A 13,794-nucleotide genomic window follows, 5' to 3' on the forward strand; every position below is an offset into this window, starting at 1 on the left:
GCGGATCGCCGGGCGCCGTAGGCTAACCATCGTGCAGCGGTGGCGCGGCCAGGATGAGATTCCCACGGACTGGGGCAGATGCGTGCTCACCATCGGCGTATTCGATGGCGTGCACCGGGGCCACGCGGAGCTCATCGCGCATGCGGTTAAGGCCGGCCGCGCGCGCAACGTGCCGACCGTGCTGATGACGTTCGACCCGCACCCGATGGAAGTGGTCTACCCGGGCAGCCACCCGGCGCAGCTGACGACGCTGACGCGGCGCGCCGAGCTGGTCGAGGAGCTGGGCATCGACGTCTTCCTGGTGATGCCGTTCACCAGCGATTTCATGAAGCTCACCCCGGAGCGCTACGTCCACGAGCTGCTGGTGGAGCACCTGCACGTGGTCGAGGTGGTGGTGGGGGAGAACTTCACCTTCGGCAAGAAGGCCGCCGGCAACGTCGAGACCTTGCGGCGCGCCGGTGAACGCTTCGGGTTCGCCGTGGAGTCGATGTCGCTGCTGTCCGAACACCACAGCAACGAGACGGTGACATTCTCCTCCACCTACATCCGGTCCTGTGTCGACGCCGGCGACGTGGTGGCGGCCGCCGACGCGCTGGGCCGCCCGCACCGCGTCGAGGGTGTGGTCGTGCGCGGCGAGGGCCGGGGCATGGAGCTGGGCTTCCCGACCGCCAACGTGGCGCCGCCGATGTACTCGGCCATCCCGGCCGACGGCGTGTACGCCGCCTGGTTCACCCTGCTCGGGCACGGGCCGGTGACCGGCACCGTCGTCCCCGGCGAGCGCTACCAGGCCGCGGTGTCCGTCGGCACCAACCCCACCTTCTCCGGCCGCACCCGCACCGTCGAGGCGTTCGTCCTGGACACCGACGCCGACCTGTACGGCCAATACGTTGCGCTGGACTTCGTCGCGCGCATCCGCGGGCAGAAGCGGTTCGACTCGGTGAAGGACCTGATCGACGCGATGGGCAAGGACACCGACCGCGCCCGCGGACTGCTCGCCGACTGACCCGCGGCTCAGGCGGCTACCAGATCGTCGATCTGGTTGATGGCCGACGTGGCGCCCTCGACCACGCCCATGTCCAGCACCTGCTGCAGCGCCTCGGCGGACTCATACGTGCTCACGTAGGTCGCGCGAGTGCCGCCGTTGTGCGCGGCGAAGGTGTACACGTGCTTGGAGACCGGCAGCCCCGGGTTCGGGTTGAAGTCTGAGTCGGCGAAGCCGTCGTCGAAGGAGAAGCTCCGGGGCGCGTCGACGGTGGTGATCTGCCAGTACCCGGCGTATTTCTCGCCGTCCGGGCCGGTCATGAAGTACGTCGTGCGGCTTCCGGGCGTGAGGCTGTGGTCGACGACGGTCGCCGGGCAGGACGGCGGTCCCCACACCTTCTCCAGCTGGCGGGGATCGGCGTAGACCTGCCAGATGCGCTCCACCGGTGCGGCGAACTCCGCGGTGATGGTCAGCGTCAGGCTCTCGGGATCGTGCTGGACAACGGTCACGGGCATGGTTCAGTCCTCCTTGGGTTCGGACGAATTGGGGTCGGATGAGATGAGCTCGTCGATGCGAGCGATGCGACCGCGCCACACGAGCTCGAGCTCGGTGAGCATGGCCGCCACCGAGCGCACGGCGGCCACGTCACCGCTGGCCAGCTGCTCGCGGCCGCTGCGGCGTTTGGTTATCAGGCCGGCCTTTTCGAGCACGACGACGTGCTTCTGCACCGCCGCAAAACTCATGTCGTACTTGCACGCGAGCCTGGAAACCGAGTGCTCCCCGGCCAGCGTCCGGCGCATGATGTCGCGCCGGGTTCGGTCGGCGAGCGCGTGGAACAGGGCGTCTACCCGGTCCTCCTCGTCTACGGTCACCGGGACAACATACAACCAATTGGTTGTATGTTGTCAAGCGGGCGGCCGCTGGCCTGCGATTTCAGCGGACATGACAGCCGCTGATAGACTCCCCCGGCGTGTGCTGCAGTCCGCGGCGGCACACATTTCGTTTCGACACCTTTCGCGGCACCGATTGATGGAGATGTTTTCGTGGCGCTGACCGCCGAGCAGAAAAAAGAAATCCTGGGCACGTACGGCCTGCATGAAACCGACACCGGTTCGCCGGAGGCGCAGGTCGCGCTGCTGACCAAGCGGATCGCCGACCTGACCGAGCACCTCAAGGTGCACAAGCACGATCACCACTCCCGGCGGGGGCTGCTCCTGCTGGTCGGGCGCCGCCGCAGGCTGCTCAAGTACGTCGCGCAGATCGACGTGGAGCGGTACCGCTCGCTGGTCGAGCGCCTCGGCCTGCGCCGCTGACGCCCGCAATCGCAATCCATCCGCCCTGCTGGCGGGCTGAGCCCGCCAGTGTAGAGTGGGAGCGTTCTGGGCCGGTTCGGCCCGAGCAAACGGTGCGGCTACGCAGATCCGCGTGTGCCGTTCCAGCGTGTCATTGTGCACGTCACACGGGAGCAGCCCAGTCTGTATCGGGCGGTCTTCGGTAGTGGCTGCCGGGCTCTCCGGATCTGGGGCTTCTCGGCCGCTTCGATCGATGGCCGTAGCCGCATTCAGGCTCTTTCCGCTCTTAGGAAGCTCTCGGGTTACCTGCGCGTGACGACGCGAAAAAGCTGAATACCCAGAGAGGCTGTACGGACACCTATGTCTGTCGCTGAAATTGAAGAAGGCGTCTTCGAGTCCACCGCCACCATCGACAACGGGAGCTTCGGCACCCGCACCATCCGCTTCGAGACCGGCCGGCTGGCCCAGCAGGCCGCCGGCGCCGTCGTCGCCTACCTCGACGACGAGAACATGCTGCTGTCGGCGACCACCGCCAGCAAGAACCCCAAGGAACACTTCGACTTCTTCCCGCTGACCGTGGACGTCGAGGAGCGGATGTACGCCGCGGGCCGCATCCCCGGCTCGTTCTTCCGTCGCGAGGGCCGGCCCTCCACCGACGCGATCCTGACCTGCCGGCTCATCGACCGGCCACTGCGCCCGTCGTTCGTCAACGGACTGCGCAACGAGATCCAGGTCGTGGTGACGATCCTCAGCCTGGATCCCAATGACCTGTACGACGTGGTCGCGATCAACGCCGCGTCCGCCTCCACGCAGCTGGCCGGCCTGCCGTTCTCCGGCCCCGTCGGTGGTGTGCGGGTCGCGCTGATCGACGGCCAGTGGGTCGCGTTCCCCACCGTCGAGCAGCTCGAGCGCGCCGTCTTCGACATGGTCGTGGCGGGCCGCAAGGTCGACGGTGACGTCGCGATCATGATGGTCGAGGCCGAGGCCACCGAGAAGGTCATCGAGCTGGTCCAGGGCGGCGCCCAGGCGCCGACGGAAACCGTTGTGGCCGAAGGCCTGGAGGCCGCCAAGCCGTTCATCGCCGTCCTGTGCACCGCGCAGGAGGAGCTGGCCGGCGCGGCCGCCAAACCCACCAGCGACTACCCGACGTTCCCCGATTACGGCGACGATGTGTACTACTCGGTGGCCTCGGTGGCCACCGACGAGCTGGCCAAGGCGCTGACCATCGGCGGCAAGGCCGAGCGCGACGCGCGCACCGACGAGCTGAAGGCCGAGGTGGCCCAGCGGCTCGCCGAGACCTACGAGGGCCGCGAGAAAGAGGTCAGCGCCGCGTTCCGCTCGCTGACCAAGAAGCTGGTCCGCCAGCGCATCCTCACCGACCACTTCCGCATCGACGGCCGCGGCATCACCGACATCCGCGCGCTGAGCGCCGAGGTCGCCGTGGTGCCGCGGGCGCACGGCAGCGCGCTGTTCGAGCGCGGCGAAACCCAGATCCTGGGCGTCACCACGCTGGACATGGTCAAGATGGCCCAGCAGATCGACTCGCTGGGGCCCGAGACCTCCAAACGCTACATGCACCACTACAACTTCCCGCCGTTCTCCACCGGCGAGACCGGCCGAGTCGGTTCGCCCAAGCGGCGCGAGATCGGGCACGGCGCGCTCGCCGAGCGGGCCCTGATCCCGGTGCTGCCCAGCGTCGAGGAGTTCCCCTACGCCATCCGTCAGGTGTCCGAGGCGTTGGGCTCCAACGGCTCGACATCCATGGGCTCGGTGTGCGCCTCCACGCTGGCGCTGCTGAACGCCGGCGTGCCGCTCAAGGCGCCGGTGGCCGGCATCGCGATGGGCCTGGTCTCCGACGACGTCGAGGTGGACGGCAAGACCGAGCGCCGCTTCGTCACCCTGACCGACATCCTGGGCGCCGAGGACGCGTTCGGCGACATGGACTTCAAGTGCGCCGGCACCAAGGACTACGTCACCGCGCTGCAGCTGGACACCAAGCTCGACGGCATTCCCTCGCAGGTGCTCGCGGGCGCGCTCGCGCAGGCCAAGGACGCGCGGCTGACCATCCTCGAGGTGATGGCCGAGGCGATCGACGGGCCCGACGAGATGAGCCCGTACGCGCCGCGGGTCACCACGATCAAGGTCCCGGTGGACAAGATCGGCGAGGTCATCGGCCCCAAGGGCAAGGTCATCAACGCCATCACCGAGGAGACCGGCGCGCAGATCTCCATCGAGGACGACGGCACCGTGTTCGTCGGCGCCACCGACGGGCCGTCGGCGCAGGCCGCGATCGACCGGATCAACGCCATCGCCAACCCGCAGCTGCCGACCGTGGGCGAGCGGTTCCTCGGAACCGTGGTCAAGACAACGGATTTCGGTGCGTTCGTGTCGCTGCTGCCGGGTCGCGACGGCCTGGTCCACATCTCCAAGCTGGGCAAGGGCAAGCGCATCGCGAAGGTCGAGGACGTGGTGAACGTCGGCGACAAACTGCGGGTCGAGATCGCCGACATCGACAAGCGGGGCAAGATCTCGCTGGTGTTGGTGGAGGAAGACAGCTCGGCCCCTGCCGATGCCCCGGCGGCCGCCCCTGCCGATGCCGCGACCACCAGCAGCTGACCGCGCCGCGGCCCTGCGCCGCGGCGAGCAGACCCTCGAGGCGCAACCCTCGACCGCCTTGCGGCGCAGCACGCTTCCGGGCGGGCTGCGGGTCGTCACCGAGTACCTGCCGGCGGTGCGGTCGGCCTCCGTCGGGGTGTGGGTAGGCGTCGGATCGCGCGACGAAGGCGCCACCGTGGCGGGGGCGGCGCACTTCCTCGAGCATCTGCTGTTCAAGTCGACGCCGACCCGCAGCGCCGTGGACATCGCGCAGGCGATGGACGCCGTCGGCGGGGAGCTGAACGCCTTCACCGCCAAGGAGCACACCTGCTACTACGCGCACGTGCTCGACAGCGACCTCGAGCTGGCGGTCGACCTGGTAGCCGACGTGGTGCTCAACGGCCGGTGCGCCGCCGAGGACGTCGAGCTGGAGCGCGACGTGGTGCTCGAAGAGATCGCGATGCGCGACGACGACCCCGAGGACGCGCTGGGGGACATGTTCCTGGGCGCGATGTTCGGTGACCACCCGGTGGGCCGGCCGGTGATCGGCACCGCGCGGTCGGTGTCGGCGATGACCCGGACCCAGCTGCACTCGTTTCATGTGCGGCGCTACACGCCCGAACGCATGGTGGTCGCGGTGGCAGGCAACGTCGACCACGACGAGGTGGTCGCGCTGGTGCGCGAGCACTTCGGGCCGCACCTGGTCCGCGGCCGCCGGCCGATCGCCCCGCGCAAGGGTGCCGGGCGGGTGACCGGACGGCCCCGTCTGATGCTGGGCAATCGCGACGCCGAGCAGACGCATCTCTCACTGGGTGTGCGCACGCCGGGGCGTAGCTGGCGGCATCGCTGGGCGCTGTCGGTGCTGCACAGCGCACTCGGCGGCGGCCTGAGTTCCCGCCTGTTCCAAGAGGTTCGCGAGCTGCGCGGGCTGGCCTACTCGGTCTACTCGACGGTGGACATCTTTGCCGACAGCGGCGCGCTGTCCGTCTACGCCGCGTGCCAGCCGGAGCGGTTCGCCGAGGTGATGCGGGTGACCAACGAGGTCCTCGAATCGGTTGCCCGCGACGGCATCACCGAGGCGGAGTGCCGCATCGCCAAGGGTTCGTTGAGGGGCGGGCTCGTCCTGGGCCTGGAGGATTCCAGCTCCCGGATGAGCCGGTTGGGCCGCAACGAATTGAACTACGGCGAGCACCGCAGCATCGAACACACCCTGCGTCAGATCGACCAGGTGACCGTCGAGGAGGTCAACGCGGTGGCCCGCCGGCTGCTCAGCCAGCCGTACGGCGCCGCCGTGCTGGGCCCGTACGCCTCCAAACGGTCACTGCCCCAACAACTTCGGGCGATGGTATCTTAACCCGCATGTTCGCCTCCTCACTCGCGCCGTGCCGGCGCTCGCCGTCAGCGAATTAGGCCCGTGGTACTGGGCTTTTGGGACATCATGGTGCCCATCGTGGGTGCGCCGATGGCCGGCGGACCGGGCACGCCGGAGCTCGCCGCGGCGGTTTCCAACGCGGGTGGGCTGGGCTTCGTCCCGGGCGGCCACCGCAGCGCGGAGCGGTTCGCCGAGGACATCGCCGCCGCCCGCGCCGCGACCACCGGCCCGCTGGGCGTCAACCTGTTCGTTCCGCAACCCAGCGTCGCCGACTGGGTGGCGCTGGACTACTACGCCGAAGAACTCGAAGAGATCGCCGACTACTACCAGGTCGAGGTCGGCCATCCGGAATACGGTGACGACGATGACTGGGAGCGCAAGCTCGAGGTGGTGGCCGACATGCGGCCCGAGCTGGTGTCGTTCACCTTCGGCGTCCCGCCGCCCGATGTGATCCGGCGCCTGGGGGCGCTGGGCCTGCTGGTGATGGTCACGGTGACCTCGGCGTACGAGGCGGGGGTGGCCGTCGCCGCCGGCGCGGACAGCCTGATCGCGCAGGGTCCCGACGCGGGTGGGCACCGGGGCACCTTCGCGCCCGACATGGAGCCCAGCGGCGAGTCGCTACACCACCTGATCGACCGCATCCGCCACGCGCATGACGTTCCGGTCGTGGCCGCCGGTGGCCTGGGCAACGCGCGGGACGTCGCCGCCGTGCTGCACCGGGGCGCGGTGGCCGCCCAGGTCGGCACCGCGCTGCTGCTCAGCGACGAGGCGGGCACCAGCACCGCGCACCGCACCGCCCTGAAGAATCCGGTCTTCGGCACCACCGTCGTCACGCGCGCCTTCTCGGGCCGGTACGCGCGCGGCCTGGAGAACAACTTCACCCGACTGCTCGACAACGTGGCGCCGCTGGGCTACCCGGAGGTCAACCAGATGACCTCGCCGATCCGGGAGGCGGCCGCCGCCCTGGAGGACCCCAACGGCATACCCCTGTGGGCAGGAACGTCGTTCAAAGAGGCCCAGGCCGGGCCGGCGGCCGACATCATCGCCAGCCTGGTGGAGGCGGACTAGGCCAGCACGCTCGCCGGATCGGTGAACGGCAGATTCAGGTCGGCGGCCACCCGCCCACACAGCAGCGCACCGTCATGCGTCGAAAGGCCTTGCGCCAGAGCCGGATCCGATCGGCAGGCGGCCTGCCAGCCGCGGTCGGCGAGTTCGAGCACGTACGGCATGGTCGCGTTGGTCAGCGCCACGGTCGACGTCTTGGGCACCGCGCTGGGCATGTTCGCCACGCAGTAGAACTGCGTGTCGTGCACCGCGAAGGTCGGGTCGTCGTGCGTGGTGGGCCGGGAATCGGCGAAGCAACCACCCTGGTCGATGGAGATGTCGACCAGCACCGCACCCGGTTTCATCTGTGCGACAAGCGCATTCGAAACCAGTTCCGGGGCCTTGCCGCCCGGCAGCAGCACCGCGCCGATCAGCAGGTCGGCCCGGGTGACGGTGCCCTCGAGCTCGTACGCCGACGAATAGCGCGTGCGGACCTGCCCGCCGAACTCGGCGTCGAGCAGCCGAAGCTTGTTGATGTTGACGTCGAGAACCGTGACGCTGGCGCCCATCCCGTTCGCGACCCGGGCTGCGTTGTAACCCGCGGTGCCGGCGCCGATAACCACGACGTCGGCGGGCTTCACGCCCGGCACCCCGCCCATCAGCACGCCGCGGCCGCCGTGGGTCCGCATCAGGTGGTAGGCGCCGACCTGCGCCGACAGCCGGCCGGCGACCTCGCTCATCGGGGCCAGCAGCGGGAGGGCGCCGTCGGGGGTCTGCACGGTCTCGTAGGCGATTGACGTTGTGCCCGAGGCCAATAGCGCGTCGGTGCAGGCGCGCGAGGCGGCCAGGTGCAGATAGGTGAACAGCACCAGACGCGAGCGCAGCAGGGTGTACTCGGCCGCGATCGGTTCCTTCACCTTGAGCAGCAGATCGGCCTCGGCCCAGACCTGTTCGGCCGAGTCGGCCAGTTGGGCGCCCGCCGACTTGAACTCCTCGTCGGGAATGGACGAGCCCTCACCGGCGCCGGCCTGGACGAGCACCTCGTGCCCGCGTCGCGTCAGTTCGGCGACGCCGGCGGGCGTGATGGCAACCCTGAACTCGTTGACCTTGGTCTCGGTCGGTACGCCGACTCGCATGGCTGCCCCTAGCTTCGCGGAGGTTCGCCCTCAAGTGTGGGGATAGTTCCGCGTGCCCGCAATCGAGGGTGAAACCACCCGCGCGCTGGCTATGATCGGCCAATGACCGACCCGTCCGTGACGGCCTCCGTGCAGGTCGCCGCCGGTCCCGACCTGGTGTATCGGCTCATCACCGACCTGCCGACGCTCGCCTCGTTCGCCGAGGAGGCGGTGGCCATGGAGTGGCGCCAGGGCGATGCGGCGCGCCCCGGGGCGGTGTTCACCGGCCACAACGAAAGCGCCAAACGGCGCTGGAGCACCAAGTGCACGGTCACCGACGCGGAACCGGGCCGGATCTTCGCGTTCGACGTCCGGCACTCGATGCTCCCGATCGCGCGCTGGCAATACGACATCGTCGCGACCGACGGCGGCTGCCGGGTCACCGAAAGCACCTGGGACCGCAGGCCCGGCTGGTTCCGCAAGATCGCCGGCAAGGCCACCGGCGTCCCGGACCGGGTCGCGGCCAACTCCGAACACATCCGGCTCACCCTGCAGCGCCTCAAGCAGCGCGCCGAGTCCGAGTAGCCGGCCGGCATGCGACGCAACCCGGCCGTAGCCGTCGTCGGAGCGGGCATGTCGGGGATATGCGTCGCAATTACGTTGCTGCGCAGTGGGATAACAGACATCACGGTCTACGAGAAGGCCGACGAGGTCGGCGGGACCTGGCGCGAGAACACCTATCCGGGCCTGGTCTGCGACATCCCGTCGCGCGTTTACCAGTACACGTTCGCCCATAACCCCAACTGGTCGCACGTGTTCTCGCCCGGCGGTGAAATCCAGGACTACTTCCGCGGCGTCGCCGAGAAGTTCGGGCTGCGCGACCGCATCCGGTTCGGCACGGAGATCGTGAGCGCGCGATTCGAGGGCGGTCGCTGGCGGCTGCGCACGAACGCCGGCGAAGAGTCGACCGTCGACTTCCTGATCTGCGCCACCGGCGTGCTTCATCACCCGCGCCTGCCGTCGATCCCCGGCCTGGAGGACTTCGGCAGGCTTGCTTTTCACTCGGCGCGGTGGGATCACTCCCTCGAGTTGCGCGGCCGGCGGGTCGCCGTCATCGGCAACGGGTCGACGGGCGTGCAACTCGTCTGCGGCCTGGCCGGGGTGGCGGGCCGGGTGCTGCTCTTCCAGCGCACCGCGCAGTGGGTGCTGCGGCTGCCCAACCCCCGCTACCGCAGGTTCACCCACCTCACCCACGACAGGTGGGGCTGGCTCGACCGGCTGGCCTACCGGTGCTACAGCCTCGGCTACGACACCTTCGCCGTCGGGCTGACCAAGCCGGGGCTGCGCCGCAAGATCATGGGCGCGCTGTGCCGGGCCAGCCTGCGCGAGGTCCGCGACCCCGAGTTGCGCCGCGCGCTGACGCCCGACTACACGCCGATGTGCAAACGGCTGGTGATGTCCAATGGCTTCTACCGCGCCGTGCAGCGCGACGACGTCGAACTGGTCACCGCCGCTATCGACCACGTGGAGCGGCGCGGCATCGTGACCGCCGACGGAATCCTGCACGAGGCGGACATCATCGTGCTGGCCACCGGGTTCGACACCCACGCGTTCTTCCGGCCGATGCGGCTGATCGGCCGCGACGGCATCGCCGCCGACGACGTGTGGCGCGACGGTCCCCGGGCCTACCAGACGGTGGCGCTGCCGGGCTTCCCGAACTTCTTCATGATGCTGGGGCCGCACAGCCCGGTCGGCAACCTCGCGCTCACCACCGTCGCCGAATCGCAGGCCGACCACATACTGCGCTGGATCGAGCGTTGGCGCCGAGGCGAATTCGACACGGTGGAACCGACGTGGCCCGCGACCGAGCGCTTCAACGCCAGGCTGCGCGCGGCGATGCCCGACACGGTGTGGACCACCGGTTGCCAGAGCTGGTATCTGAACAAGGACGGGGTGCCCGAGGTCTGGCCCTTCACGCCGGGCGAACACCGCGCCATGCTGGCGAACACCGATCTCGGCCAATACGACTTGCGCCGGGAGGTCACCGCCGGGTCAGCCGGTAGCCCAGATGGGGGACCTTGACGCCGGGCAGCGGCTCCCAGTCCAGGGTGCGGCCGTCGGCGCGAAAGCCGTTCGTCTCGTAGAAGATTCGCGCCCGCGTATTGCGTTCGGCGCACCACAACACGACGTCGCCAGGAGGGCTTTCGGTCAGGGCCGTGCCGAGCAGCCGACCGCCGACGCCGCGGCGTTGGTGGTCCGCCGCGATGTACAGCGAGTCGAGTTCGACCTGTTCGGGAGTCGCGAGATCCGGCCCGAAGATGGTCATACCGATTGTGACCGAACCGAATTCGGCGATCCACATGCTCCAGTCGCGGCGCTGCAGGAGCCGGGGATACGCCAGGATGGCCCAGCGCCGCGGCGATCCGAGTACGTCGAGGGTGGCATCCGGCAGCAGGCCGGTCCACGACTGCCGCCAGACCGGATAGTGCATTTCGGCGACCCGGGCGAAATCGTTCGGTCCGGCGCGGCGGATCGTGATGCCGCCGTCCGTCACCGGCGGGTTTGCTCCAGGTAGGCGGCCAGCGCGTTGGTCAAGCCGCGCCGCGCCATGTCCAGGTCCGCGTACGAGCCGAGCTGGCGCTCGGACACCAGCCCACGCATCGCGCCGGGGATCAGCGCGGCCACCTCGCGCACCCGGTCCGGGTCGACGTCCAGCCCGGCGAAGGCGTGCTGGCAGGTCTGAAGCCAGCTCTTGCCCCAGGAGAACAGCTCGGCGGCGGTGCGCGGAAACAGGCGCTCGAGCTCGTCGGGGTCGCGGGGGAGCGCGGCCCGCAGGTTCTCGATCGCACGGGAATCCGGCGAGGCCAACCCGTCGTAGAGGGTGTCGATGATGGCGCCCACCCGCTCACGCAGGGGCGCGTGCGGCGAGACGGGTGCCGACAGCGTCGAAAAGGTCGCGGCGCGGCGCTCGGCGGTGCGGTGCAGCACCGCCGCCCAGAACCCGTCGGTGTCGCCGAACTGGTACTGCACCGCGCCCCAGGTGGCGCCGATGTCCTTGGCGATGCGATTGGCCGACACCGAGCCCGGGTCGCCGGAGGCCAACGACTTGAGCGCGGCCTCGAGCATGCTCTCCCGCGTGGCGTTGCCACGTCGGTTGGGGCGCCGGTTCACGGTTCCGGACCCGCTGACCTGCCGAGTCATCTGCCGAGCCTATCGCGCGGGGCGGTGGTCAAGGTTTCATAGAGGGTACTTTGATTTTGGGCGGGCGCGGCCTATCATTCGTATCCAAGGAGGGATCCCGCATGGTTAAGCCGCCGTTGTCGATGAAACCAACCGGCTGGTTCCAAGTCGCCTGGTCCGACGAGATCGGGGTGGGCGACGTGCACAAGATGAAGTACTTCGGCCAGGAGATGGTCGCGTGGCGGGCCGAGTCCGGGCAGCTCACCGTGATGAACGCATACTGCGAACACCTGGGCGCGCACTTGGGTTACGGCGGCAAGGTGGTCGGCGAGGTGCTGCAGTGCCCGTTCCACGGGTGGCAGTGGAGCGGCGAGGGTCGCAACGTCTGCATTCCCTACCAGGATCGGCCGAACCGCGGCCGCCGCATCCGCACGTATCCCGTGGTGGAACGCAACGCCTCGGTCTACATCTGGCACGACGTCGAGCGCCGTGACCCGTACTTCGACGCGCCGGACGTGTTCGGCGCGTTCCGCGACGGCAGCGGCGTGGACGACTACTACCCGCAGCAGCGGTTGTACCGGCAGGCCCTGGAACTGCATCCGCAGTATGTGCTCGAAAACGGCGTGGACTTCGCGCATTTCAAGTTCGTGCACAACACGCCCATCGTGCCGGTGTTCACCCGCCACGACTTCGCGGAGCCGGTCTCGTTCGTCGACTTCACCATCACGTTCGAGGGTGACGACGGGCAGAAGATCGAGGACGTCAACAGCGGGGTGGAGGCGGTCAACGGCGGCCTGGGCATCGCGGTGACCAAGAGCTGGGGGATGATCGACAACCGCACCATCTCCGCGGTCACCCCGGTCGACGAGTTCACCTCCGATGTCCGATTCATGGTCTACATCGGCCGCAGCCCGGGCAAGGACCCGGCCCGCGCCGAACGCAAGGCGGCCGAGTTCGGCCGCGAAGTGATCCGGCAGTTCGAGCAGGACATCGAGATCTGGCAGCACCAGCGCTATTCCGACCCGCCGGCGCTGGCCACCGACGAGTACGAGGGCTTCACCGCAATTCGCAAGTGGGCCAAGCAGTTCTATCCCGAGGCATTCGCAGCACAGGAAGGCTCAATGCAATGAGTAGCGCACCGATCCGTGTCTTCCAGGTTGGCAGCGGAAACGTCGGCTCGGAGATGATCAGACGGATCGCCACCCATCCTGACCTGGAACTCGTTGGGGTGCATGCCTATTCGGCCGATAAGGTAGGTAAGGACACGGGCGAATTCGCCGGGGTGGGGTCCAACGGCGTCAAGTTCACCGGGAGCGTCGAGGAGATCATCGCGGCCAGGCCGGACGTGCTCACGTTTCACGGCGTGTTCCCCGACGAGGACCTGTACGTCACAGTGCTCGAGGCGGGCATCGACATCGTCACCACGGCCGACTGGATCACCGGCTGGCACCGCGACAAGAACCACCCGCACCCGTCGGGCAAGCCGGTGAGCCGGCTGCTGGCCGAGGCGTGCGAGAAGGGCGGCGCCACGTTCTACGGGACCGGGATGAACCCGGGCCTGAACCAGATCCTGGGCGTGGTGTGCTCGGCCGACGTCGCCGATATCGAGAACGTCACCACCATCGAATCCGTCGACGTCTCATGCCACCACTCCAAGGACACCTGGATCGAGGTGGGCTACGGCCAGCCGGTCGACGACCCGGAGATCCCGGGCAAGCTGGAGAAGTACACCCGCGTCTTCGCCGACAGCGTGCTGATGATGGCCGACTGCTTCGACCTGCCGTTGGACGAGGTGAAGTTCAGCTACGAGCTGGGCGCCTGCACCAAGGACGTCGACCTGGGGTGGTACACGCTGCCCAAGGGCTCGCTGGGCGGCAACTACATCAAGTACCAGGGCATGGTGGACGGCGTTCCCCGGGTCGAGACGCACCTGGAGTGGCAGATGACCCCACACACCGACCCGAGCTGGAACATCAAGGGCTGCTACATCACTCAGATCAAGGGCGACCCGTGCATCTACAACAAGCACATGATTTTCCCCAAGCCCGGTGTGGACCTGTCCAACCCGGATAACTTCGCCTCCATCGGCATGACCGTGACCGGCATGCCCGCGCTTGCCGCGATCAAATCGGTCGTCGCGGCCCCACCGGGACTCATCACCAGCGCCGACCTGCCGCTGCGCGGATTCGCCGGGCGCTTCAAGATTTAGGCGTC

The 13,794-nt window shown here is 68.6% G+C and carries 14 protein-coding genes; 9 read left to right on the forward strand and 5 right to left on the reverse strand.

Annotated elements, in window-relative coordinates:
* The first annotated feature begins 31 nt into the window (after nucleotides 1-31).
* Nucleotides 32-1,003: a bifunctional riboflavin kinase/FAD synthetase gene (locus A5680_RS01255; RefSeq protein ID WP_055400351.1), complete on the forward strand. Its 972-nt coding sequence runs from the start codon at nucleotides 32-34 to the stop codon at nucleotides 1,001-1,003.
* An 8-nt stretch (nucleotides 1,004-1,011) separates the two neighbouring features.
* Here A5680_RS01255 and A5680_RS01260 read toward each other — a convergent pair whose 3' ends face one another.
* Complete coding sequence (locus A5680_RS01260; protein WP_067815277.1) at nucleotides 1,012-1,497, reverse strand: SRPBCC domain-containing protein; 486 nt, start codon at nucleotides 1,495-1,497, stop codon at nucleotides 1,012-1,014.
* 3 nt (nucleotides 1,498-1,500) lie between these two features.
* Complete coding sequence (locus tag A5680_RS01265) at nucleotides 1,501-1,854, reverse strand: helix-turn-helix transcriptional regulator (RefSeq protein ID WP_055400347.1); 354 nt, start codon at nucleotides 1,852-1,854, stop codon at nucleotides 1,501-1,503.
* A gap of 171 nt (nucleotides 1,855-2,025) precedes the next feature.
* On the opposite strand from A5680_RS01265, the gene rpsO reads away from it, so the two are divergent.
* From rpsO to A5680_RS01285, 4 genes are all read left to right on the forward strand, one after another.
* Nucleotides 2,026-2,295, forward strand: a complete 270-nt coding sequence (gene rpsO, locus A5680_RS01270) for a 30S ribosomal protein S15 (protein ID WP_055400345.1) — start codon at nucleotides 2,026-2,028, stop codon at nucleotides 2,293-2,295.
* A gap of 339 nt (nucleotides 2,296-2,634) precedes the next feature.
* Nucleotides 2,635-4,890, forward strand: coding sequence for a polyribonucleotide nucleotidyltransferase (locus tag A5680_RS01275; protein ID WP_055400343.1), 2,256 nt, complete (start codon nucleotides 2,635-2,637; stop codon nucleotides 4,888-4,890).
* Nucleotides 4,868-6,223, forward strand: coding sequence for a pitrilysin family protein (locus A5680_RS01280; RefSeq protein ID WP_067815488.1), 1,356 nt, complete (start codon nucleotides 4,868-4,870; stop codon nucleotides 6,221-6,223). The genes A5680_RS01275 and A5680_RS01280 overlap by 23 nt, the downstream gene beginning before the upstream one ends.
* A 60-nt stretch (nucleotides 6,224-6,283) precedes the next feature.
* Nucleotides 6,284-7,309 carry a nitronate monooxygenase gene (locus A5680_RS01285; protein ID WP_055400341.1) on the forward strand — a complete coding sequence of 342 codons (1,026 nt, stop codon included), beginning with the start codon at nucleotides 6,284-6,286 and terminating at the stop codon, nucleotides 7,307-7,309.
* Here the strand turns inward: A5680_RS01285 and ald are convergent.
* On the reverse strand, nucleotides 7,306-8,421 hold the full coding sequence (ald, locus tag A5680_RS01290) for an alanine dehydrogenase (RefSeq protein ID WP_067815280.1): 1,116 nt from the start codon (nucleotides 8,419-8,421) through the stop codon (nucleotides 7,306-7,308). The two genes, A5680_RS01285 and ald, sit on opposite strands and share 4 nt — an antisense overlap.
* A gap of 102 nt (nucleotides 8,422-8,523) precedes the next feature.
* Here ald and A5680_RS01295 point away from each other — a divergent pair, with 102 nt between their 5' ends.
* On the forward strand, nucleotides 8,524-8,985 hold the full coding sequence (locus A5680_RS01295) for an SRPBCC family protein (protein WP_055405369.1): 462 nt from the start codon (nucleotides 8,524-8,526) through the stop codon (nucleotides 8,983-8,985).
* 9 nt (nucleotides 8,986-8,994) lie between these two features.
* Nucleotides 8,995-10,482, forward strand: coding sequence for an NAD(P)/FAD-dependent oxidoreductase (locus tag A5680_RS01300; RefSeq protein ID WP_067815283.1), 1,488 nt, complete (start codon nucleotides 8,995-8,997; stop codon nucleotides 10,480-10,482).
* Here the strand turns inward: A5680_RS01300 and A5680_RS01305 are convergent.
* Together A5680_RS01305 and A5680_RS01310 are read right to left on the reverse strand one after the other, a co-directional pair.
* Entirely contained in the window at nucleotides 10,442-10,954 is a 513-nt protein-coding gene (locus tag A5680_RS01305; RefSeq protein ID WP_067815286.1) for a GNAT family N-acetyltransferase, read from the reverse strand. The genes A5680_RS01300 and A5680_RS01305 overlap by 41 nt on opposite strands.
* On the reverse strand, nucleotides 10,951-11,526 hold the full coding sequence (locus A5680_RS01310) for a TetR/AcrR family transcriptional regulator (protein WP_369827588.1): 576 nt from the start codon (nucleotides 11,524-11,526) through the stop codon (nucleotides 10,951-10,953). Before A5680_RS01310 ends, A5680_RS01305 begins: the two co-directional genes overlap by 4 nt.
* A 176-nt stretch (nucleotides 11,527-11,702) precedes the next feature.
* Between A5680_RS01310 and A5680_RS01315 the strand changes: the two genes are divergently transcribed.
* Nucleotides 11,703-12,710, forward strand: a complete 1,008-nt coding sequence (locus A5680_RS01315) for a Rieske 2Fe-2S domain-containing protein (RefSeq protein ID WP_067815290.1) — start codon at nucleotides 11,703-11,705, stop codon at nucleotides 12,708-12,710.
* Nucleotides 12,707-13,789 carry a dihydrodipicolinate reductase gene (locus A5680_RS01320; RefSeq protein ID WP_067815293.1) on the forward strand — a complete coding sequence of 361 codons (1,083 nt, stop codon included), beginning with the start codon at nucleotides 12,707-12,709 and terminating at the stop codon, nucleotides 13,787-13,789. Before A5680_RS01315 ends, A5680_RS01320 begins: the two co-directional genes overlap by 4 nt.
* The last annotated feature ends 5 nt before the right edge of the window (nucleotides 13,790-13,794 follow it).

Source organism: Mycobacterium sp. E2989, assembly GCF_001667595.1.
Classification (GTDB): domain Bacteria; phylum Actinomycetota; class Actinomycetes; order Mycobacteriales; family Mycobacteriaceae; genus Mycobacterium.

Coding starts and splice junctions, on each gene's coding strand:
- A5680_RS01260 (WP_067815277.1), bottom strand. CDS start 1,497: ATGCCCGTGACCGTTGTCCAGCACGATCCCGAGAGCCTGACGCTGACC.
- A5680_RS01275 (WP_055400343.1), top strand. CDS start 2,635: ATGTCTGTCGCTGAAATTGAAGAAGGCGTCTTCGAGTCCACCGCCACC.
- A5680_RS01280 (WP_067815488.1), top strand. CDS start 4,868: ATGCCGCGACCACCAGCAGCTGACCGCGCCGCGGCCCTGCGCCGCGGC.
- ald (WP_067815280.1), bottom strand. CDS start 8,421: ATGCGAGTCGGCGTACCGACCGAGACCAAGGTCAACGAGTTCAGGGTT.
- A5680_RS01295 (WP_055405369.1), top strand. CDS start 8,524: ATGACCGACCCGTCCGTGACGGCCTCCGTGCAGGTCGCCGCCGGTCCC.
- A5680_RS01300 (WP_067815283.1), top strand. CDS start 8,995: ATGCGACGCAACCCGGCCGTAGCCGTCGTCGGAGCGGGCATGTCGGGG.
- A5680_RS01310 (WP_369827588.1), bottom strand. CDS start 11,526: ATGCTCGAGGCCGCGCTCAAGTCGTTGGCCTCCGGCGACCCGGGCTCG.
- A5680_RS01315 (WP_067815290.1), top strand. CDS start 11,703: ATGGTTAAGCCGCCGTTGTCGATGAAACCAACCGGCTGGTTCCAAGTC.
- A5680_RS01320 (WP_067815293.1), top strand. CDS start 12,707: ATGAGTAGCGCACCGATCCGTGTCTTCCAGGTTGGCAGCGGAAACGTC.